16 protein-coding genes are annotated in these 17,703 nt (G+C 64.4%); 3 read left to right on the top strand and 13 right to left on the bottom strand.

Annotation, left to right across the window (positions count from 1 at the left end; genetic code table 11):
- Window positions 1-9 precede the first annotated feature (9 nt).
- From lpxA to rpsB, 13 genes are all read right to left on the bottom strand, one after another.
- Window positions 10-798: an acyl-ACP--UDP-N-acetylglucosamine O-acyltransferase gene (lpxA, locus tag H3H37_RS16415; protein ID WP_182164393.1), complete on the bottom strand. Its 789-nt coding sequence runs from the start codon at window positions 796-798 to the stop codon at window positions 10-12.
- A 2-nt stretch (window positions 799-800) separates the two neighbouring features.
- Window positions 801-1,313, bottom strand: coding sequence for a 3-hydroxyacyl-ACP dehydratase FabZ (fabZ, locus tag H3H37_RS16420; protein ID WP_182164395.1), 513 nt, complete (start codon window positions 1,311-1,313; stop codon window positions 801-803).
- On the bottom strand, window positions 1,310-2,368 hold the full coding sequence (gene lpxD, locus H3H37_RS16425) for a UDP-3-O-(3-hydroxymyristoyl)glucosamine N-acyltransferase (RefSeq protein WP_182164397.1): 1,059 nt from the start codon (window positions 2,366-2,368) through the stop codon (window positions 1,310-1,312). Before lpxD ends, fabZ begins: the two co-directional genes overlap by 4 nt.
- A 72-nt stretch (window positions 2,369-2,440) precedes the next feature.
- On the bottom strand, window positions 2,441-2,989 hold the full coding sequence (locus H3H37_RS16430) for an OmpH/Skp family outer membrane protein (protein ID WP_182164399.1): 549 nt from the start codon (window positions 2,987-2,989) through the stop codon (window positions 2,441-2,443).
- A gap of 37 nt (window positions 2,990-3,026) precedes the next feature.
- Window positions 3,027-5,363: an outer membrane protein assembly factor BamA gene (gene bamA / locus H3H37_RS16435; RefSeq protein ID WP_182164401.1), complete on the bottom strand. Its 2,337-nt coding sequence runs from the start codon at window positions 5,361-5,363 to the stop codon at window positions 3,027-3,029.
- 46 nt (window positions 5,364-5,409) lie between these two features.
- On the bottom strand, window positions 5,410-6,762 hold the full coding sequence (gene rseP, locus H3H37_RS16440; RefSeq protein WP_182164403.1) for an RIP metalloprotease RseP: 1,353 nt from the start codon (window positions 6,760-6,762) through the stop codon (window positions 5,410-5,412).
- Window positions 6,759-7,940 (bottom strand): 1-deoxy-D-xylulose-5-phosphate reductoisomerase, encoded by a 1,182-nt coding sequence (gene ispC / locus H3H37_RS16445; protein ID WP_182164405.1) that lies wholly within the window; start codon window positions 7,938-7,940, stop codon window positions 6,759-6,761. Before ispC ends, rseP begins: the two co-directional genes overlap by 4 nt.
- Before the next feature lie 11 nt (window positions 7,941-7,951).
- Window positions 7,952-8,782, bottom strand: a complete 831-nt coding sequence (locus tag H3H37_RS16450) for a phosphatidate cytidylyltransferase (RefSeq protein WP_182164407.1) — start codon at window positions 8,780-8,782, stop codon at window positions 7,952-7,954.
- Window positions 8,782-9,534 (bottom strand): polyprenyl diphosphate synthase, encoded by a 753-nt coding sequence (gene uppS / locus H3H37_RS16455; RefSeq protein ID WP_182164409.1) that lies wholly within the window; start codon window positions 9,532-9,534, stop codon window positions 8,782-8,784. The genes H3H37_RS16450 and uppS overlap by 1 nt, the downstream gene beginning before the upstream one ends.
- 135 nt (window positions 9,535-9,669) lie before the next feature.
- Window positions 9,670-10,230 (bottom strand): ribosome recycling factor, encoded by a 561-nt coding sequence (gene frr / locus H3H37_RS16460; RefSeq protein ID WP_182164411.1) that lies wholly within the window; start codon window positions 10,228-10,230, stop codon window positions 9,670-9,672.
- A gap of 55 nt (window positions 10,231-10,285) precedes the next feature.
- Window positions 10,286-11,002 carry a UMP kinase gene (gene pyrH, locus H3H37_RS16465; RefSeq protein ID WP_182164413.1) on the bottom strand — a complete coding sequence of 239 codons (717 nt, stop codon included), beginning with the start codon at window positions 11,000-11,002 and terminating at the stop codon, window positions 10,286-10,288.
- 162 nt (window positions 11,003-11,164) lie between these two features.
- A complete protein-coding gene (gene tsf / locus H3H37_RS16470; protein WP_182164415.1) occupies window positions 11,165-12,079 on the bottom strand; it encodes a translation elongation factor Ts in 915 nt (304 codons plus the stop codon).
- Window positions 12,080-12,213: 134 nt separating this feature from the next.
- Window positions 12,214-12,966: a 30S ribosomal protein S2 gene (gene rpsB / locus H3H37_RS16475; protein ID WP_182164417.1), complete on the bottom strand. Its 753-nt coding sequence runs from the start codon at window positions 12,964-12,966 to the stop codon at window positions 12,214-12,216.
- Between the two features lie 411 nt (window positions 12,967-13,377).
- Here rpsB and H3H37_RS16480 point away from each other — a divergent pair, with 411 nt between their 5' ends.
- The 3 genes from H3H37_RS16480 (at window position 13,378) to H3H37_RS16490 (ending at window position 17,700) form a co-directional block, all read left to right on the top strand.
- A complete protein-coding gene (locus H3H37_RS16480; protein ID WP_182164419.1) occupies window positions 13,378-14,109 on the top strand; it encodes an MHFG family PEP-CTERM protein in 732 nt (243 codons plus the stop codon).
- Window positions 14,110-14,293: 184 nt separating this feature from the next.
- A complete protein-coding gene (gene map / locus H3H37_RS16485; RefSeq protein WP_182164421.1) occupies window positions 14,294-15,112 on the top strand; it encodes a type I methionyl aminopeptidase in 819 nt (272 codons plus the stop codon).
- 5 nt (window positions 15,113-15,117) lie between these two features.
- Window positions 15,118-17,700 (top strand): [protein-PII] uridylyltransferase, encoded by a 2,583-nt coding sequence (locus tag H3H37_RS16490; RefSeq protein ID WP_229218878.1) that lies wholly within the window; start codon window positions 15,118-15,120, stop codon window positions 17,698-17,700.
- Window positions 17,701-17,703: the final 3 nt, after the last annotated feature.

Below are 17,703 nucleotides of genomic sequence, written 5' to 3' on the forward strand. Positions count from 1 at the left end.
ATGTTCAGCTCAGCGGACGATGCCACGGGTCGCAGTGCCGAGGAATTCACGCATGGCGCGGATCTGGTCCGCCGCCGCCGGAGTGGCCTGCTCTTCGGCCGCCAGCGCCGCCTTGGCTTCCTCCAGCGTGAGGCCGGAGCGGTAGATCAGCTTGTAGGCCGTGCGGATGCCGTTGATCTGCTCGCGCGTGAAACCGCGCCGTTTCAGCCCCTCGATGTTGACGCCGTGGGCCTGGGCCGGGTTACCGTTCAACAGCACGAACGGCGGCACGTCCTGGGTCAGGCTGGTGCTCATGCCGACGAAGGCGTGGGCGCCGATCTTGCAGAACTGGTGCACGTTGGCGAAGCCGCTCATGATCACCCAGTCGCCGATCTCCACGTGGCCCGCGATCTGGGCGTTGTTGGAGAAGATGGTATTGCTGCCCACCTGGCAGTCGTGCGCCAGGTGCACATAGGCCGAGATCCAGTTGTCGTTGCCGAGGCTGGTCACGCCCTTATCCTGCACGGTGCCCGTGTTGAAGGTGCAGAATTCGCGGATCGTGTTGCGGTCACCGATGGTCAAGCGGGTCGGTTCGCCGTTCCACTTCTTGTCCTGCGGCGCGGCGCCGATCGACGAGAACTGGAAGAACTTGTTGTCGCTGCCGATGGTGGTGTGGCCTTCGATCACCACGTGCGGGCCGACCACGGTGCCGGCGCCAATGGAAACGTTGGGACCGATGATGGAATACGGCCCCACCTCCACCGAGCTGTCGAGCTGCGCGCGCGGATCGACGATGGCCGTCGCGTGTATCTTCGACATGGTTACTTCCCTGCCGGCTGGCTGGCGTCGGCCGCGCTGCGGATGGTGCACATCAGTTCAGCTTCCACGGCGGTCTGGCCGTCCACGCTGGCGACGGCCTTGTACTTCCAGATGCCGCGCGCCACGCGCAGGATTTCCACGTTCATCACCAGCTGGTCGCCCGGTTCCACGGGACGCTTGAAGCGCGCGTTGTCGATGCCCACGAAGTACACCACCGAGCTCTCGTCCGGCTTCACGTCCATGGTCAGGAACGACAGGATGGCGGCCGTCTGCGCCATCGCTTCGATCATCAGCACGCCGGGCATGACCGGCTTGTGCGGGAAGTGGCCGTTGAAGAATTCCTCGTTGGCCGTCACGTTCTTGATGGCGGTGATGGTCTTGCCAGCTTCCCAGTCCAGCACGCGGTCCACCAGCAGCATCGGATAGCGGTGCGGCAGGTATTGCTTGATGGTGTGGATGTCCAGGCACTTCTTGGTGCAGGTGGATTCGGAAGTTACGGTGTTGGTAGTGGTCATGATTCGTCTTGGTGGTTCGTCAGTGTTTTAATTGTTTTTTCCAGCGCGCGGATCTTGTCGCGCATGGTCGCCAGGTTGCGCACGATGGCGGCCGATTTTTCCCATTCGGCGTTCTTGGCCAGCGGGTAGAAGCCCGTGTACTGGCCCGGTTCGAGGATGGAGCGAGAGACCATGCTGCCCGAGGAAATGTGGACCCGGTCAGTGATGGTCAGGTGCCCCAGCACCATGGCCGCGCCGCCGAAGGTGCAGTACTTGCCGATGATGGCGCTGCCGGCCACGCCGACGCAGCCGGCCATGGCCGTGTGGGCGCCGATGCGGCAGTTGTGGCCGATCTGGATCTGGTTATCGAGCTTCACGCCGTCCTCGATCACGGTGTCGGCCAGCGCGCCGCGGTCGATGGTGGTGTTGGCGCCGATGTCGACGTCGTCGCCTATCATCACCCTGCCCGTCTGCGGGATCTTGATGTAGACCCCGCCCTCGTTGGCGAAGCCGAAACCGTCGGTGCCGATCACGGCGCCCGAGTGGATGATGCCGCGCGCGCCGATCTGGCAATAGGCGTGGAAGGTCACGTTGGCGAAGAAGTGGGTGCCGTCGCCGATCACCGCCTCGCGGCCGATGTAGCAGCCGGCGTCGATCACGGCGCCCTCGCCAATCACGGCGCCCGGCTCCACCGTCACGTGGGCGCCGATGTGGGCGCTGGCGGCCACCTGCGCGGTGGCGTCCACGCTGGCCGACGGGTGGATGCCGGCGGCCGGCACGATCTCGGTCAGCGACGCGAAATACTGGGCGGCGCGGGCGAAGTACACATAGGGGTTGCTGGTGACGATGCGCGCGCCCGTGTAGCTGGCGGCGATGAAGGCGTCGTCGGCGGCCGAGACGATCAGGGCCGCCGCCTGGCTTTGCGCGGCCTGGGCGCGCAGCTTGCTATTGCTCAGAAAGCTGATGTGCGAAACGCCGGCGTCCGTCAGTGGCGCGATCCCGGACACTTCCAGGTTGGGATCGCCCACCAGCTGGCCGCCCAGGCGTTCGACCAATGTTCCTAGTCGAGTGCCCATCGGGGGGATTCCTATCCTGGTTATGGTGCTGATGAATGCGGGGAGCGGCTGCCTGCCCGTCCCTTATTTGTCTTATTTGTCCTTATCCAGCGCGGCCAGCACCTTGTCGGTGATGTCGATGCGCGGGCTGGCCCACACGGCGTCCTGCAGCACGATGTCGAAGCCTTCCACCTGCGCCAGCTGCTTGATGATCCTGGTCGCCTTCTCCGAGATGGCGGCCCGCTCCTCGTTGGTGCGCTGGTTCAGGTCTTCGCGGAATTCGCGGTTGCGGCGCTGGTATTCCTTATCGAGCTCGAACACTTCGCGCTGGCGCTTGGAGCGCTCCGGTTCGGCCAGCGTGGGCAGATCCTTGTCCAGCTTCTCCGACGCCGCCTTGAGGCGCGTGGCCATGTCCTGCACGGCCTTGTCGCGGGTCTTGAATTCCTCGGCCAGCTTCTCGCCGGCCAGCTTGGCCAGCTTGGACTCGTTATAGATGCGTTCCGGGCTGAGCCAGGCGATGCGCGACATCTGGATCGCCGACGGCGCCTGCGCCTGCCCCTGGGCCTGGGCCCCGGCGACGGCGCACCAGCCCAGCGCCAGCGCGGCGCAATACTTGGTCAAGGTAGCGGATGCAGTCTTCAACTTAATTCTCCGTAGCAATAATAATTCCGGTACGGCGTCAGAAGCCGGTACCCATCTGGAACTGGAACCGTTCCAGGCGGTCGCCCGGCTTGGCGTTCAGGGGCTTAGCATAACTCAACTTGAGCGGACCGACCGGCGAAATCCAGCTGATCCCCAGACCGGTAGAATAGCGCAGTTCCGAAGCGCGCATCTTCTGGCCTTCCTGGTAGACCTGGCCCGTGTCGAGGAAGCCGAACCAGCGCAGGCTGCGGTCCGTGCCCGAGCCGGGGAACGGCATCTGCAATTCCGCATTGCCGATCAGGCGCTCGGCGCCACCGAGCGCGTCGAAGTTGACGGGATCGACCGCGCCCAGCGAGGAGCTCAGGTAGCCGCGCACGGAGCCGATGCCGCCCGCGTAGAAGGTCTTGAACACCGGGTAGGGATTGTGGCCGATGCCGTGGCCGAAGTCGATCTCACCCTTGAGCGCCAGCGTGACCTTCGGATGCAGCGGCTTGTACCACTGCTGCTCGTACACGGCGCGGTAGTATTTCTGCTGACCGGCGATATCCAGTTCCAGGTTGGCGCGCTGGAAGCGGCCGACGGTCGGGGTGATGGCGCTGTCGCGGCTGTCGCGCGCCCAGGCCGCCGTCAACGGCAAGGCGTTGGTGGTGGCGCTGCCCACGCCGTCGGCCGCGCCGGTCAGGCTGGTCACGTAATCCTTGAACCGTTTCGGGCTGGTGGAATCGGTGTCGATGCGCGAGCGCTCGGCGCCGATACCGAAGAACACCGTGTCCGTTTCCGAGAACGGCACACCGTAGTTGATGCTGCCGCCCTGCTGGCGGATGGTGTAGCTACCCACGTTCAGGGCCGGCGGCTGCTGCGTGCGCAGGTAAACCGAGAACGAGCGCGACACGCCATCGTCCGTGTAGTACGGGTCGGTCTGCGAGAACGACACGGTGCGGCTGTATTTGCTGGTGTTCAGTTCCAGGCCCACGGTGGTGCCGCTGCCGGCGAAGTTGGCCTGCTGGATCGCGGCCTGGAAGGTGAACTTCTCGGCCTGCGAGAACGCGCCACCGATCTGGAAGTTACCGGTCGGCTTCTCCGTCACCGTCAGGTTCACGTCCACCTGGTCGGAAGTGCCCTGCGCTTCCGGCGTGTCGATGGTGACGTCCTTGAAGTAACCGAGGCGGTCCACGCGGTCGCGCGACAGCTTGATCTTGTTGGCGTCGTACCAGGACGATTCGAACTGGCGGAATTCGCGGCGGATCACTTCGTCGCGGGTGGTGGTGTTGCCGGCGATGTTCATGTGGCGCACGTAGGCGCGCTTGCCCGGATCGACGAAGAAGGTGAACGCCACTTCGCGCTTGGCGCGGTCGATCTCAGGGTTGGCGTTGACGTTGGCGAAGGCATAGCCGAAGGTGCCCAGGCGGTCCGAGATCGCCTTGTTGGTGGCCGTCAGGCGCTCGCCGGAATAGGTCTCGCCCTTCTTCAGCAGCACCAGCGAGCGCAGTTCGGCTTCGCGGCCGAAGGTCTCGCCGTCGAACTTGATGTCCGACACCGTGTACTTTTCACCCTCGGTGATGTTGATGGTGATGTAGATGTCCTTCTTGTCCGGCGTGATCGACACCTGGGTCGATTCGACCTGCATCTCGATGTAGCCGCGGTTCAGGTAGAAGGACTTGAGCGATTCGATGTCGCCCGTCAGCTTGGTCTTGGAGTACTGGTTGGCCTTGGTGTACCAGCTGAACCAGCCGCCCGTGTTCAGGGCCAGGTTTTCCTTGATCTCGCTGTCGGAGAACACCTTGTTGCCGACGATGTTGATCTGCTTGATCTTGGCCACTTCGCCTTCATCGACGGCGAACGTGACGTTGACGCGGTTACGCTCGATCGGCGTGACGGTGGTGGTGATCTTGACGCCGTACATGCCGTGCGACAGGTACTGGCGCTTGAGCTCCTGTTCTGCGCGGTCGACCGAGGCCTTGTCGAAGATCTTCGCCTCGCCTACGCCGATGTCCTTCAGCGCCTTGACCAGCGTATCCTTCTCGAATTCCTTGGTGCCGGTGAATTCCACCTTGGCGATGGCGGGACGTTCCTCGACCAGCACCACCAGCACATTGCCGTCCGCTTCCAGCCGCACGTCCTTGAAGAAGCCCGTCGCATACAGCGCCTTGATGGCGGCCACGCTCTTCTCGTCGTTGAAGGTCTCGCCCACACGCACCGGCAGGTAGCTGAACACCGTACCGGCTTCCGTACGCTGAATGCCTTCGACGCGGATATCCTTGACGGTGAAGGGTTCGATGGCCAGCGCGCTGCCGGCACACAGGGCCAGGACGGCGGCGCCGATCAGACTGCGGCGAAAGGAAGACGAGGCGATACGGTCAGTTTGTAATTTCATTGGCTAAATCGATGGCTATTCATAGAACTACTCATTGGGCTGTCTTCTACAGCAGGCGCGCCACGTCGTTGAACACCGCGAGCATCATCAGGCCAACCAGCAGGCCGACGCCGAGGCGTTGCGCAATCTCGCCAAAACGCTCCGGCACGGGGCGCCCGGTCAAAACTTCCAGCGAATAATACAGCAAAAGCCCCCCATCTAAAACGGGTATGGGGAGCAAATTCATCACGCCCAGACTGATGCTGATGAAGGCGACAAAGCTCAGGTAGCTCGCCATGCCTATCCGCGCCGTCTGGCCCGCGTAATCGGCGATCGTGATCGGGCCCGTCACGTTCTTCCACGAGACCTCGCCGACGATCATCTTGCCGATCATCTTGAGCGTCATGGTGCTGGTGTCCCACACCTTGTCGAGCGCCTTGCCCAGCGCCGCCACGGGCCCGGCCCGCACGACGATCATATCCGGCATCTGCGCCACCATCGCGCCGATCTTACCGACTGTTACAGATCCTTTACCTTCCTTCTCGGCGGCCGGCGTGACGTCCAGTTCCAGCAACTGGCCGGCGCGGCGCAGGCCGATGCGCACGGTCTTGCCGGCGGCAGGACGGATATGGTCGATGAAGGCGGGACCGTCGGCCACGGCCACGCCGTCCACGCTCACGATCAGGTCACCGGCCTGCATGCCGGCGCGCGCCGCCGCGCCACCGGCGAGCACCTCGTCGATCACGGGCGCGGGTCGCGACAACGTCAGGCCCAGGTGGCCCAGCACGTCGCCTTCCAGGTCCAGCGTGGCCAGCGCCGACGCGGGCAGTTCCAGCGCATAGCGCCCCATGCCGGGACGCTCCACGTCCAGCCGCGCGCCCTGCTTGTCGATGGCGCTCTGGATCACCTGCCAGCGCAGCTCGGACCAGCCGGCCACCGCATGGCCGTTGATGGCCACCACCAGGTCGCCGCGGCGCAGGCCGGCCGTGTCGGCCGCGCTGCCCGCCACGGGCGCGCCCACCTTGCTCGATGGCTCGGCCACGCCGGCCATGTACAGGCCCGCGAACAGCACGATGGCGATCAGGAAGTTGGCCAGCGGCCCGGCGGCCACGATGGCGATGCGGCGCCACACGCTCTGGTGCGTGAATTCGCGGCGCAGCTCCTGCGGCGCCAGCGCGCCCAGGTCCTGCTCGCGCGCGTCGAGCATCTTGACGTAGCCGCCCAGCGGCAGCGCGGAGATGGCCCATTCGGTCTGGTCGGCGCCGAAGCGGCGCGACCATACCACCTTGCCCATGCCGATGGAGAAGCGCAGCACCTTGACCCCGCACCAGCGCGCCACCAGGTAATGGCCCAGCTCATGGAACAGGATCAGCGAACCCAGCGCGACGACGAATGCGAGCAGGGTCTGGAGCGCGCTCATTTTGCGTGGCCGGCGATGTAGGTCTGGGCCGCCACGCGGGCCGCCGCGTCCTGTGCCATGACGGCGGCGATGCTGCTGGCCGCACCGTGCGGCACGGCGTCCATCACGTGCGCGATCACGCGGTCGATCTGGCGGAAGCCGATGCGCTGGTCGAGGAAGGCTTGCACCGCCACCTCGTTGGCCGCGTTCAGCAGGGCCGGCGCCGTGCCGCCGGCGCGCAGCGCGTCAAAGGCCAGCGCCAGGCAGGGGAAGCGTTCGAAGTCGGGACGCTCGAATTGCAGCCCGCCCATGCGGGTCAGGTCCAGCTGCTCCACGCCGGAGGCGATGCGCTCGGGCCAGGCCAGCGCGTGCGCGATCGGGGTGCGCATGTCGGGGTTGCCCAACTGGGCCAGCACGGAGCCGTCCACGTAGGACACCATCGAGTGGATCACGCTTTGCGGGTGGATCACCACTTCGATCTGGTCGGCCGGCGCGCCGAACAGCCAGTGGGCCTCGATCACTTCCAGGCCCTTGTTCATCATGGTGGCCGAGTCGACGGAGATCTTGCGCCCCATGACCCAGTTGGGATGCTTGCAGGCCTGCTCGGGGGTGACGGCATCCAGCGTCTCCACGGCGCGCGTGAGGAAGGGGCCGCCCGAAGCGGTCAGCAGCACCTTGGCCACGCCGGCCGCTTCGGGCGCGCGGCCGTAACCGTGCGGCAGGCACTGGAAGATGGCGTTGTGTTCGCTGTCGATCGGCAGCAGCACGGCGCCACTGTCCTGCACCGCGTCCATGAACAGCTGGCCGGACATGACCAGCGCTTCCTTGTTCGCCAGCAGCACCTTCTTGCCGGCGCGGGCGGCGGCCAGCGTGGGCGCCAGGCCGGCCGCGCCGACGATGGCAGCCATCACGGCGTCCACTTCGGCCGCGCTGGCGATGGCGCACAGCGCCTGCTCGCCATATTCGACTTCCGTGCGCAAGCCCTTGGCGCGCAGCAGCGCGCCCAGTTGTTCGGCGGCGGCGGCGCTGCCGACCACGGCGCGCGCGGGGCGGAACCGTTCGCACTGTGCCGCCAGTTCCTCGACCCGGCTATGGGCCGACAGCGCGTACACGCTGTAGCGCTCGGGATGGCGCGCCAGCACGTCCAGGGTGGAGACGCCGATGGAGCCGGTGGCGCCGAGGATGGTAATGCGTTGCATAGCTACTTCCTTTACAGCCAGGACCCGATCAGCGCGGCCATCGGCAGCACCGGGATCAGGGCGTCAATACGGTCCAGCACCCCGCCGTGGCCGGGCAGCAGGTTGCTGCTGTCCTTCATGCCGGCGCGGCGCTTGAGCTGGGATTCGAACAGGTCGCCGGCGATGCTGGCCGCGACCATCAGCAGCAGGATGGCCAGCGTGGCCAGCCAGCCCATTGTAGCGTGCAGCCGCACGGCGAAGGTGTCCTGCAGCCAGGGCGCCGCCGGCGCGGCCACGATGGTGACGCTGGCGATCAGCAGCACGATGGCGGCGCCACCAATAGCGCCCTCCCACGACTTGCCGGGCGAAATGGTGGGCGCCAGCTTGCGCTTGCCGAAGGCCTTGCCGCAGAAGTAGGCGCCGATGTCGGCCACCCACACCAGCGCCATGGCCGACAGCAGGAAGGCCGGCGAATGCTGGAACAGCGCCACGATGGCGTAGAAGCAGCCGAACAGGGCGAACGCGAACGTCACACCGAGGGTCCAGTTGGCGGTGCCCTTCAGCGGCGGCAGGCCCATGCCCAGCGAGGGCGCGAAGCGGATCGCCCACAGCAGCGTGCACACGGCGAACAGCGAGCTGAAGGCGCCCGGCTTGGCGTGGTCCATGCCATACACGAAGGCGCCCGCGCACACGGCCGCGAACAGCGGCGCCAGCTTGAGGCCGAACAGGCGCGCGGCCTCCCACATGGCGGCGCCGAAGAACAGCGTGGCCACCACCACGAAGGCGGGGAAATACTGGAAGAACAGGACCGGCAGCAGTACCGCCAGCAGGACCAGAGCGGTCAGGATCCGGGTTTTGAGCATCAGCTTGTCTTTTCTGCCAGTTGCGCGCCGGTGCGGCCGAAGCGGCGCTCCCGGTGCTGGTAGGACGCGATGGCCGCGTCCAGGTGTTCGTTGGAAAAATCGGGCCAGTAGGCGTCCGTGAAGAACAGTTCCGTGTACGCCAGTTGCCACAGCAGGAAGTTGGAGATGCGCTGCTCGCCGCCGGTGCGGATGAACAGGTCCGGCTCGGGCGCGTAGGCCATGGCCAGGTGCGGCGCCAGCTGCTCCTCGGTGAAATCGGTAGCGCCGGGATGGGTGGCCACCATCTTGCCCACGGCCTGCATGATGTCCCAGCGGCCGCCATAGTTGGCGCACACGGTCAGCGTCATGCGGGTGTTGGCGGCCGTCTTGCGCTCGGCGCTGGCGATCATGCCCTGCAGCTTGGCGTCGAAGCGGCTCAGGTCACCGACCACCTTGAGGCGGATGTTATTGGCGTGCAGCTTCGATACTTCACGCTCCAGGGCCGTGACGAACAGGCGCATCAGCAGCGACACTTCCTCCTCGGGCCGGCGCCAGTTCTCGGAGCTGAAGGCGAACAGGGTCAGGTATTCCACGCCGCGGCGGGCGCAGGCTTCCACCGCGCTGCGCACGGCCTCCACGCCCTTGACGTGGCCGGCCACGCGCGGCAGGAAGCGCTTGGTGGCCCAGCGGCCATTGCCATCCATGATGATGGCGACATGGCGCGGCACGGCGGGCGCATCCGGTACAGCGGTGGTCGAGCTCGTATATTTCATGAAAACACAAATGCCAAAGTATAAAGTATTACAGCTGAACCACTAAAACACAACAGGGGCCAGACCCGCGCTGGCAGCGCCGGACGGGCCGGCAGCGCCAGGCGGGGTCTGACCCCGGCACGGAGGTCCGGCCGCTTACACCGTCAGCACTTCCTTTTCCTTCTCGGCCACCATCTTGTCGATGTCGGCGATGAACTTGTCGGTCAGCTTCTGCACTTCATCCGATGCGCGGCGCTCGTCGTCTTCCGAGCAAGCCTTGTCCTTGACCAGCTTTTTCAGCGATTCGTTGGCGTCGCGGCGGATGTTGCGCACGGCGATCTTGGCGTCCTCGCCCTCGCCCTTGCACAGCTTGACCATTTCCTTGCGGCGTTCTTCGGTCAGCGGCGGGGTCGGCACGCGGATCACATCGCCCTGGGCCGACGGGTTCAGACCCAGGTCGGCGTCACGGATGGCCTTCTCGATGGTCGAAGCCATCTTCTTTTCGTACGGCTGCACGCCGATGGTGCGCGCGTCCAGCAAGGTGACGTTGGCCACCTGGGCCAGGGCCGTGGGGCTGCCGTAGTACTCGACCATCACGTGGTCCAGGATGCCGGTGTGGGCGCGGCCCGTGCGCACCTTGGCCAGGTCCGCGCGCAGGGTTTCCAGGGACTTGACCATGCGTTCCTGGGCGTTCTTTTTTACGTCAGCTAAGGACATTGCTGCTCTCCTGTATCTTGGGTGGGACTATACGTCGATTTTTGTAGATGAAAATTTATACGTGCACCAGTGTACCTTCATCCTCGCCCATCACAACGCGCATCAGCGCGCCGGGCTTGGTGATGGAGAACACCTTGATCGGCAGTTTCTGGTCGCGGCACAGCGCGAAGGCGGTGGCGTCCATCACTTGCAGGTGCTTGGCGATGGCTTCATCGAAGGTGATCGAATGGAACAGGGTGGCGTGCGGATCCTTCTTCGGATCGGCCGTGTAGACGCCGTCGACCTTGGTGGCCTTGAGCACGATCTCGGCGCTCACTTCCGAGCCGCGCAGGGCGGCCGCGGTGTCGGTGGTGAAGAAGGGGTTGCCGGTGCCGGCCGCGAACACGACCACCTTGCCCTCTTCCAGGTACTGCAGCGCCTTGGGGCGCACATACGGCTCCACCACCTGCTCGATGCCGATGGCCGACATGACGCGCGCCGTGATGCCCACGTGGCGCATGGCGTCGGCCAGGGCCAGCGCGTTCATCACGGTGGCCAGCATGCCCATGTAGTCGGCCGTGGCGCGGTCCATGCCCTGGGCGCCGGGGGCGACGCCGCGGAAGATGTTGCCGCCGCCAATGACGATCGCCAGTTCCACGCCCATCTTCGCCACCTCGGCCACATCGGCCACCATCCGCTCGATCGTGCCGCGGTTGATGCCATACGGGTCATCACCCATCAGGGCCTCGCCGGACAATTTGAGGAGGACGCGCTTGTAGGCTGGTTTTGACATGAGCTGGGGCTCCTTAATAGTGTTTATTCGGGTGTGACTGCCGGCGCACGGACCACGCTCGCGATGATACCGCGACAGGGCGCGCCGGGTGTTGCAAAACCGGCCGCCCGGGATGGCCGGGACGGCGGGTTAAAAAAACGGGCCTCGCGGCCCGTTTTCACATTACGCTCCTTTGGAAGCGGCCATTTGCGCGGCCACTTCAGCAGCGAAGTCGTCTTGTTTCTTCTCGATCCCCTCGCCCACCACGTACATGGTGAAGGCTTTCACGGTGGTCGCTTTCTCTTTCAGCATCTGCTCGATCGACTGCTTGTCGTTCTTCACGAAGGCCTGGTTCAGCAGGGACACTTCCTTCAGGAACTTTTGCACGGAACCTTCCAGGCGCTTGGCCAGGATTTCCGGCGACTGCACTGGCTTGCCTTCGGCGGCGGCCTTGGCGGCGTCTTCTTCCGCTTTCAGCTGGGCCACCGAACGCTCTTTTTCGATCAGTTCAGCAGGCACCTGGTCAGCCGACAGCGACACCGGCTTCATGGCGGCGATGTGCATGGCCACGTCCTTGCCCACTTGCTCGTCGGCGCCGTCGAATTCCACCATCACGCCGATACGGGTACCGTGCAGGTAGGAAGCCAGCTTGGCCGAGGTTTCGAAACGCTGGAAGCGGCGGATCGACATGTTCTCGCCGATCTTGCCGATCAGGGCCGAGCGCACTTCGTCCAGGGTCTTGCCATCGGCTGCCGGCAGGGCCAGCAGGGCGGCCACGTCGGCCGGGTTCTTTTCAGCCACCAGTTTGGCGGCGGTGTTGGCCAGGTTCAGGAAGTCGTCGTTCTTGGCCACGAAGTCCGTTTCCGAGTTCACTTCCACCAGGGCGCCCACGCCGTTGGCGATGTAGGTCGCCACCACGCCTTCAGCCGTGATGCGGGCCGATGCTTTCGAGGCCTTGCCGCCCAGTTTGACGCGCAGGATCTCTTCCGCGCGGCCCATGTCGCCATCGGCCTCCGTCAGGGCCTTTTTGCATTCCATCATCGGTGCGTCGGTCTTGGCGCGCAGTTCGCCTACCATCGCTGCAGTAATCGCTGCCATGTGTTTCTCCTGTATTCTGTGGGGGGTGTGGTGTGGGGCGGCGCACGGTACGGCGCACAGCGCCCGGTCCACGACATTAAAAAAAAGGGGGAGCTGCTGCCACCCCTTTTTCCAAGCTACTGACGAACCAGCAATTAAGCCTGTTCGTTCACTTCGACGAACTCGTCGCCAGCAGCAGCCTTGATCATTTCAACGACTTCGTTACCAGCGGCAGCACGGCCTTCCAGGATGGCGTCAGCCACACCGCGGGCGTACAGCATGATGGCTTTCGAGGAGTCATCGTTACCTGGGATCACATAGCTCACGCCTTCTGGCGAGTGGTTGGTATCGACCACGCCGATGACAGGGATGCCCAGTTTTGCCGCTTCGGTGATCGCACCTTTGTGGTAGCCGACGTCAACGACGAAGATCGCGTCAGGAACGCCACCCATCTCTTTGATGCCGCCGATCGACTTCTGCAGCTTGACCATTTCGCGTTGGAACATCAGCGCTTCTTTTTTCGACAGCTTCTCGACGGAACCGTCTTCGATGGCCGCTTCCATGTCTTTCAGGCGCTTGATCGAAGTCTTGATGGTCTTGAAGTTGGTCAGCATGCCGCCCAGCCAGCGCTGGTCAACATAAGGAACGCCTGCGCGCTGAGCTTCAGCGGCGATGATGTCGCGGGCTTGACGCTTGGTGCCGACCATCAGGATGGTGCCACGGTTCGAAGCGACCTGTTTCACGTGCTTCATCGCTTCCTGATACATACCCATCGTCTTTTCCAAGTTGATGATATGGATCTTGTTGCGGTGACCGAAGATGAACGGTGCCATCTTTGGGTTCCAGAAACGGGTTTGGTGACCGAAGTGGACACCGGCTTCCAGCATTTCGCGCATAGTTACGGACATATTAAACTCCAGGGTTGGGTCTGGAATCCGATCAGTCACCTTGACGGCACCCTTGTCGACCGGATTCGCTTGTGTAATTAAAAAAAATCGAACTGTTTTACAACTATTTTTACAACATTGCTCAAAACCGAATTCAAGCAACCCGAGATTCTACCGCAACATGGGTCGCCGGATCAAGTCCGGCATGTCACCACCCCGCCCCGCATCAACTCCTCCGCATATATTTTCAACAACATTACCCGTGTCAAGAAAAATCAATGTCATTTTGATGAAATATTTGTAGCGTTTGTGGCTTAAATTACAGCAATTGATTGCCGAATCGTATTATCATTAGGAAAACTATAGTTCTGTAACGGCAATACCGAATTGCAGGACACTATAAACCAGCATAACAATGGGAAGAACAACATCATGTCCATCGCTCTCGCTGTAACGCTAGCCGCCCTGTCCACCGTGCAGCCCAGCTGCTCCTGGGACCGTCCCGGCGTGAATCCCTACACGGGCAATGCGAACGCCGCTATTGACCGCTATACCGATCTGCCACCGTCCGTGCGGGCGGAACTGAAAAAGCGCATCGCCAGCAAGCAGCCTGACGACATGGTCAGCATCACCCGCGACGCCATCACCAGCGACACCAACGGCGCCTACGATCCGGCCATCCGCGACATGCACTTTGGCGCCGCCTCCGTGTGCCACAGCGTGACCCGCAACAAGTGGGCCAAGTCGCGCGTCGAACCGGCGGCCGTCTACTGCGCGGACACCCATTGCATCCTGGTGCCCAAGATCTGCGGCAACATTAGCCGCATCACGCGTCCCGCTGCGCCCGTGGCCCACAACACTGAAGAAGGCGGCGGTGGCCGCGCGCCCATCCTGGTAGCGGCCGCCGCGCCGGTGGTGGTGGTGCCGGCCGAAGCACCACCCATGGTGCAATCGCCGCGCGAAGTGCAGTTCACGCCACCCGTGCCGATCGTGACGCCGCCGTCGTTCGTCAACTCGGCGCCACCATTCGAAGTGCAAGTGGGCCTGCCGCCGACGCCACCAACCCCGCCGGTGCCGCCACCAGTACCGGAACCGGACACCTGGGCCATGCTGCTGGCCGGTGTTGGCCTGCTGGGCTGGCTGGCCAAGCGCCGCGCCGCCTGATTCCGCCCTGCCCGCAAGCGCGCCGCCTGGCCGGCGCACTTGCGGCGCCCCGCCCCGTCAGTCAGCACGGTGCGTCCCGCCTCGATTATAATTTCAAGCTACTGCACGCCGCGAGCACGGACCTGAGGTTCGACCTGCTCGCTGCCTGCGTTTTTTCCGTTTACTTTGCAGATTGCGATCCACTATGTCGATTACCATCAACACCGCCGAAGACATCGCCGGCATGCGCGTCGCCGGCCGCCTGGGCTCCGAGGTGCTGGACTACATCACCCCCTTCATCAAACCCGGCGTCACCACCGGGGAGCTGGATCGCCTGTGCCACGAATACATGGTCAACGTGCAGGGCACCATCCCGGCGCCGCTCAACTACTGCCCGCCCGGCTACACGCCGTTCCCGAAAGCCATCTGCACCTCCGTCAACGACGTGATCTGCCACGGCATCCCCGGCGACAAGGTGCTCAAGAACGGCGACGTGGTCAACCTCGACATCACCGTCATCAAGGATGGCTACCACGGCGACAACAGCCGCATGTTCTTCATCGGCGAACCGTCCATCATGGCCAAGCGCCTGTCGGACATCACCTATGAGTGCATGTGGCTGGGCATCGCCCAGGTCAAGCCGGGCGCCCACCTGGGCGACATCGGCCACGCCATCCAGCAGCACGCGGAAAAAGCCGGCTACAGCGTGGTGCGCGAATTCTGCGGCCACGGCATCGGCAAGGTGTTCCACACCGAACCGCAAGTGCTGCATTACGGCCGCCCCGGCACGCTGGAGGAACTCAAGCCCGGCATGATCTTCACCATCGAGCCGATGATCAACGCCGGCAAGCGCGAGATCCGCGAAATGGGCGACGGCTGGACCATCAAGACCAAGGACCGCAGCCTGTCGGCCCAGTGGGAACACACCATCCTGGTCACCGACACCGGCTACGAGGTGCTGACCCTGTCGGCCGGCAGCCCGCCGCCACCGGCCTTCATCACCAACGCCACCGTGGCCGCGTAAGCACCATGCCGGCCGCCGCGATGAAGAAGGACCTCAGGGAGCAGCTCAAACGCCAGCTCAAGGCCGACCGCCAGCTCGTCATCGCGGGCTTCCAGGCCGACGGCATGCCGGAAAAACTGCTACGCAACCTGCGCCAGAGCGTGGACGCGGTGCTGACCGAGGCATGGCACGCGGCCGCGCTGCCGGACGACACGGCCCTGGTCGGCGTGGGCGGCTACGGCCGCGGCGAGCTGTTCCCGCACTCGGACGTGGACCTGCTGATCCTGCTGGCGCGCGCGCCCGACGAGTCCACCCGCGGCAAGCTGGAGGAGCTGGTGCAGCTGCTGTGGGACCTGGGGCTGGAGATCGGCCACAGCATCCGCACCGTGGACGAATGCATGACCGAGTCGCAGGCCGACATCACGGTGCAAACCAGCCTGCTCGAAGCGCGCCTGATCTGCGGCGACCAGCCGCTGTTCGAGGAGCTGCAGCGGCGCTACGACGCCGCCATGGACCCGCAGGCCTTCTTCCACGCGAAGATGCTGGAGATGCGCCAGCGCCACGCCAAGTACGAGGACACGGCCTTCAGCCTGGAGCCGAACTGCAAGGAAAGCCCGGGCGGCCTGCGCGACCTGCAGGTGATCCTGTGGATGGTCAAGGCGGCCGGCCTGGCCAACTCGTGGCGCACGCTGGCCACCTCCGGCCTGATCACCCAGACCGAGGCCAAGCAGCTGATGGAGAAGGAGCGCGCCTTCAAGGACATCCGCGTGCGCCTGCACCTGCACGCAGGCCGGCGCGAAGACCGACTGGTGTTCGACGTGCAGACGGCGATCGCCGAGACGCTGGGCTTCCAGGCCACCGGCAGCGGCGCCAACATGCGCCGTGCCAGCGAATACCTGATGCAGCGCTACTACTGGGCCGCCAAGACCGTCACCCAGCTCAACACCATCCTGCTGCAGAACATTGAGGAACGGCTGTTCCCGAAGTCGGGCGTGGCCGTGCCGATCAACGCGCGCTTCAATGAACTGAACGGCTTCATCGACATGAACGATGACGACACGTTCGAGCGCACCCCGTCGGCCATGCTGGAAATCTTCCTGCTCATGACGCAGAACCCGGCGCTCAAGGGCATGACCTCGCGCACCATGCGCGCGCTGTGGCACGAGCGCTTCAAGATCGACGCCGGCTTCCGCCAGGACCCCGTCAACCGCGCGCTGTTCCTGCGCATCCTGCAGGCGCCGGTGGGCATCATCCACACGCTGCGGCGCATGAACGATTTGTCCGTGTTGGGCCGCTACCTGCCCAACTTCCGCAAGATCGTGGGCCAGATGCAGCACGACCTGTTCCACGTCTACACGGTGGACCAGCACATCCTGATGGTGGTGCGCAACATGCGCCGCTTCACGATGACCGAGCACGCGCACGAATACCCGTTCTGCAGCCAGCTGATGGCCAACTTCGCGCAGCCGTGGGTGCTGTACGTGGGCGCCCTGTTCCACGACATCGCCAAGGGCCGCGGCGGCGACCATTCGAAACTGGGCACGGTGGACGCGGCCCAGTTCTGCCACGACCACGGCATGAGCGCCGAGGACACGGAATTGGTGGTGTTCCTGGTCGAGAACCACCTGACCATGTCGCAGGTGGCGCAGAAGCAGGACCTGTCGGACCCGGACGTGATCGCCGCCTTCGCCAAGGTGGTGGGCGACGAACGCCACCTGACGGCGCTGTATTTGCTGACGGTGGCCGACATCCGCGGCACCAGTCCCAAGGTGTGGAACGCGTGGAAGGGCAAGCTGCTCGAAGACCTGTACCGCATCACGCTGCGCGTGCTGGGCGGTGAGCACCATTCGGCCGACAGCGAACTGAAAAACCGCCAGCACGAGGCGCTGGCCACGCTGCGCCTGTACGGCCTGCCGCCGGACGCCCACGAGGCCCTGTGGAAGCAGCTCGACGTGGCCTACTTCCTGCGCCACGACGCCTCCGACATCGCGTGGGAGACGCGCGCGCTGTACAACCGCATGGACAGCGCCCAGCCGGTCGTCAAATGCCGGCTGGCGCCGATCGGCGAAGGCTTGCAGATCGCCGTCTACGTGCGCGACCAGGCCGACCTGTTCGCGCGCATCTGCAGCTACTTCGACCGCAAGAACTTCAGCATCCTGGACGCCAAGATCCACACCACCCACCACGGCTACGCGCTCGACACCTTCCTCGTCACGGAACAGAACTTCGCCAAGAGCTACCGCGACATCATCAGCCTGATCGAGCATGAACTGTGCGAGCTGCTGACCAGTCAGACGGCGCTGCCGGCGCCGGGCAAGGGCCGCTTGTCGCGCCTGTCGCGCAGCTTCCCGATCCAGCCCACGGTCGACCTGCGGCCCGACGAGCGCGGCCAGTATTACCTGCTGTCGGTGGCGGCCAACGACCGCACCGGCCTGCTCTATTCGATCGCCAACGTGCTCACCAAGTACAAGATCAACCTGCACACGGCCAAGGTGATGACGCTGGGCGAGCGGGTCGAGGACGTATTCCTGGTCGACGGCGCCGCCCTCAGCAACGCGCGCCTGCAACTGCAACTGGAAACCGATTTACTGGACGCGCTCAAGGTGTGAGCC

The sequence above is a fragment of the Rugamonas brunnea genome, from assembly GCF_014042345.1.
GTDB classification, from domain to species: Bacteria; Pseudomonadota; Gammaproteobacteria; order Burkholderiales; family Burkholderiaceae_D; genus Rugamonas; species Rugamonas brunnea.

Coding starts and splice junctions, on each gene's coding strand:
- lpxA (WP_182164393.1), bottom strand. CDS start 798: ATGTCGAAGATACACGCGACGGCCATCGTCGATCCGCGCGCGCAGCTC.
- fabZ (WP_182164395.1), bottom strand. CDS start 1,313: ATGACCACTACCAACACCGTAACTTCCGAATCCACCTGCACCAAGAAG.
- lpxD (WP_182164397.1), bottom strand. CDS start 2,368: ATGGGCACTCGACTAGGAACATTGGTCGAACGCCTGGGCGGCCAGCTG.
- bamA (WP_182164401.1), bottom strand. CDS start 5,363: ATGAAATTACAAACTGACCGTATCGCCTCGTCTTCCTTTCGCCGCAGT.
- rseP (WP_182164403.1), bottom strand. CDS start 6,762: ATGAGCGCGCTCCAGACCCTGCTCGCATTCGTCGTCGCGCTGGGTTCG.
- ispC (WP_182164405.1), bottom strand. CDS start 7,940: ATGCAACGCATTACCATCCTCGGCGCCACCGGCTCCATCGGCGTCTCC.
- H3H37_RS16450 (WP_182164407.1), bottom strand. CDS start 8,782: ATGCTCAAAACCCGGATCCTGACCGCTCTGGTCCTGCTGGCGGTACTG.
- uppS (WP_182164409.1), bottom strand. CDS start 9,534: ATGAAATATACGAGCTCGACCACCGCTGTACCGGATGCGCCCGCCGTG.
- frr (WP_182164411.1), bottom strand. CDS start 10,230: ATGTCCTTAGCTGACGTAAAAAAGAACGCCCAGGAACGCATGGTCAAG.
- pyrH (WP_182164413.1), bottom strand. CDS start 11,002: ATGTCAAAACCAGCCTACAAGCGCGTCCTCCTCAAATTGTCCGGCGAG.
- tsf (WP_182164415.1), bottom strand. CDS start 12,079: ATGGCAGCGATTACTGCAGCGATGGTAGGCGAACTGCGCGCCAAGACC.
- rpsB (WP_182164417.1), bottom strand. CDS start 12,966: ATGTCCGTAACTATGCGCGAAATGCTGGAAGCCGGTGTCCACTTCGGT.
- H3H37_RS16480 (WP_182164419.1), top strand. CDS start 13,378: ATGTCCATCGCTCTCGCTGTAACGCTAGCCGCCCTGTCCACCGTGCAG.
- map (WP_182164421.1), top strand. CDS start 14,294: ATGTCGATTACCATCAACACCGCCGAAGACATCGCCGGCATGCGCGTC.
- H3H37_RS16490 (WP_229218878.1), top strand. CDS start 15,118: ATGCCGGCCGCCGCGATGAAGAAGGACCTCAGGGAGCAGCTCAAACGC.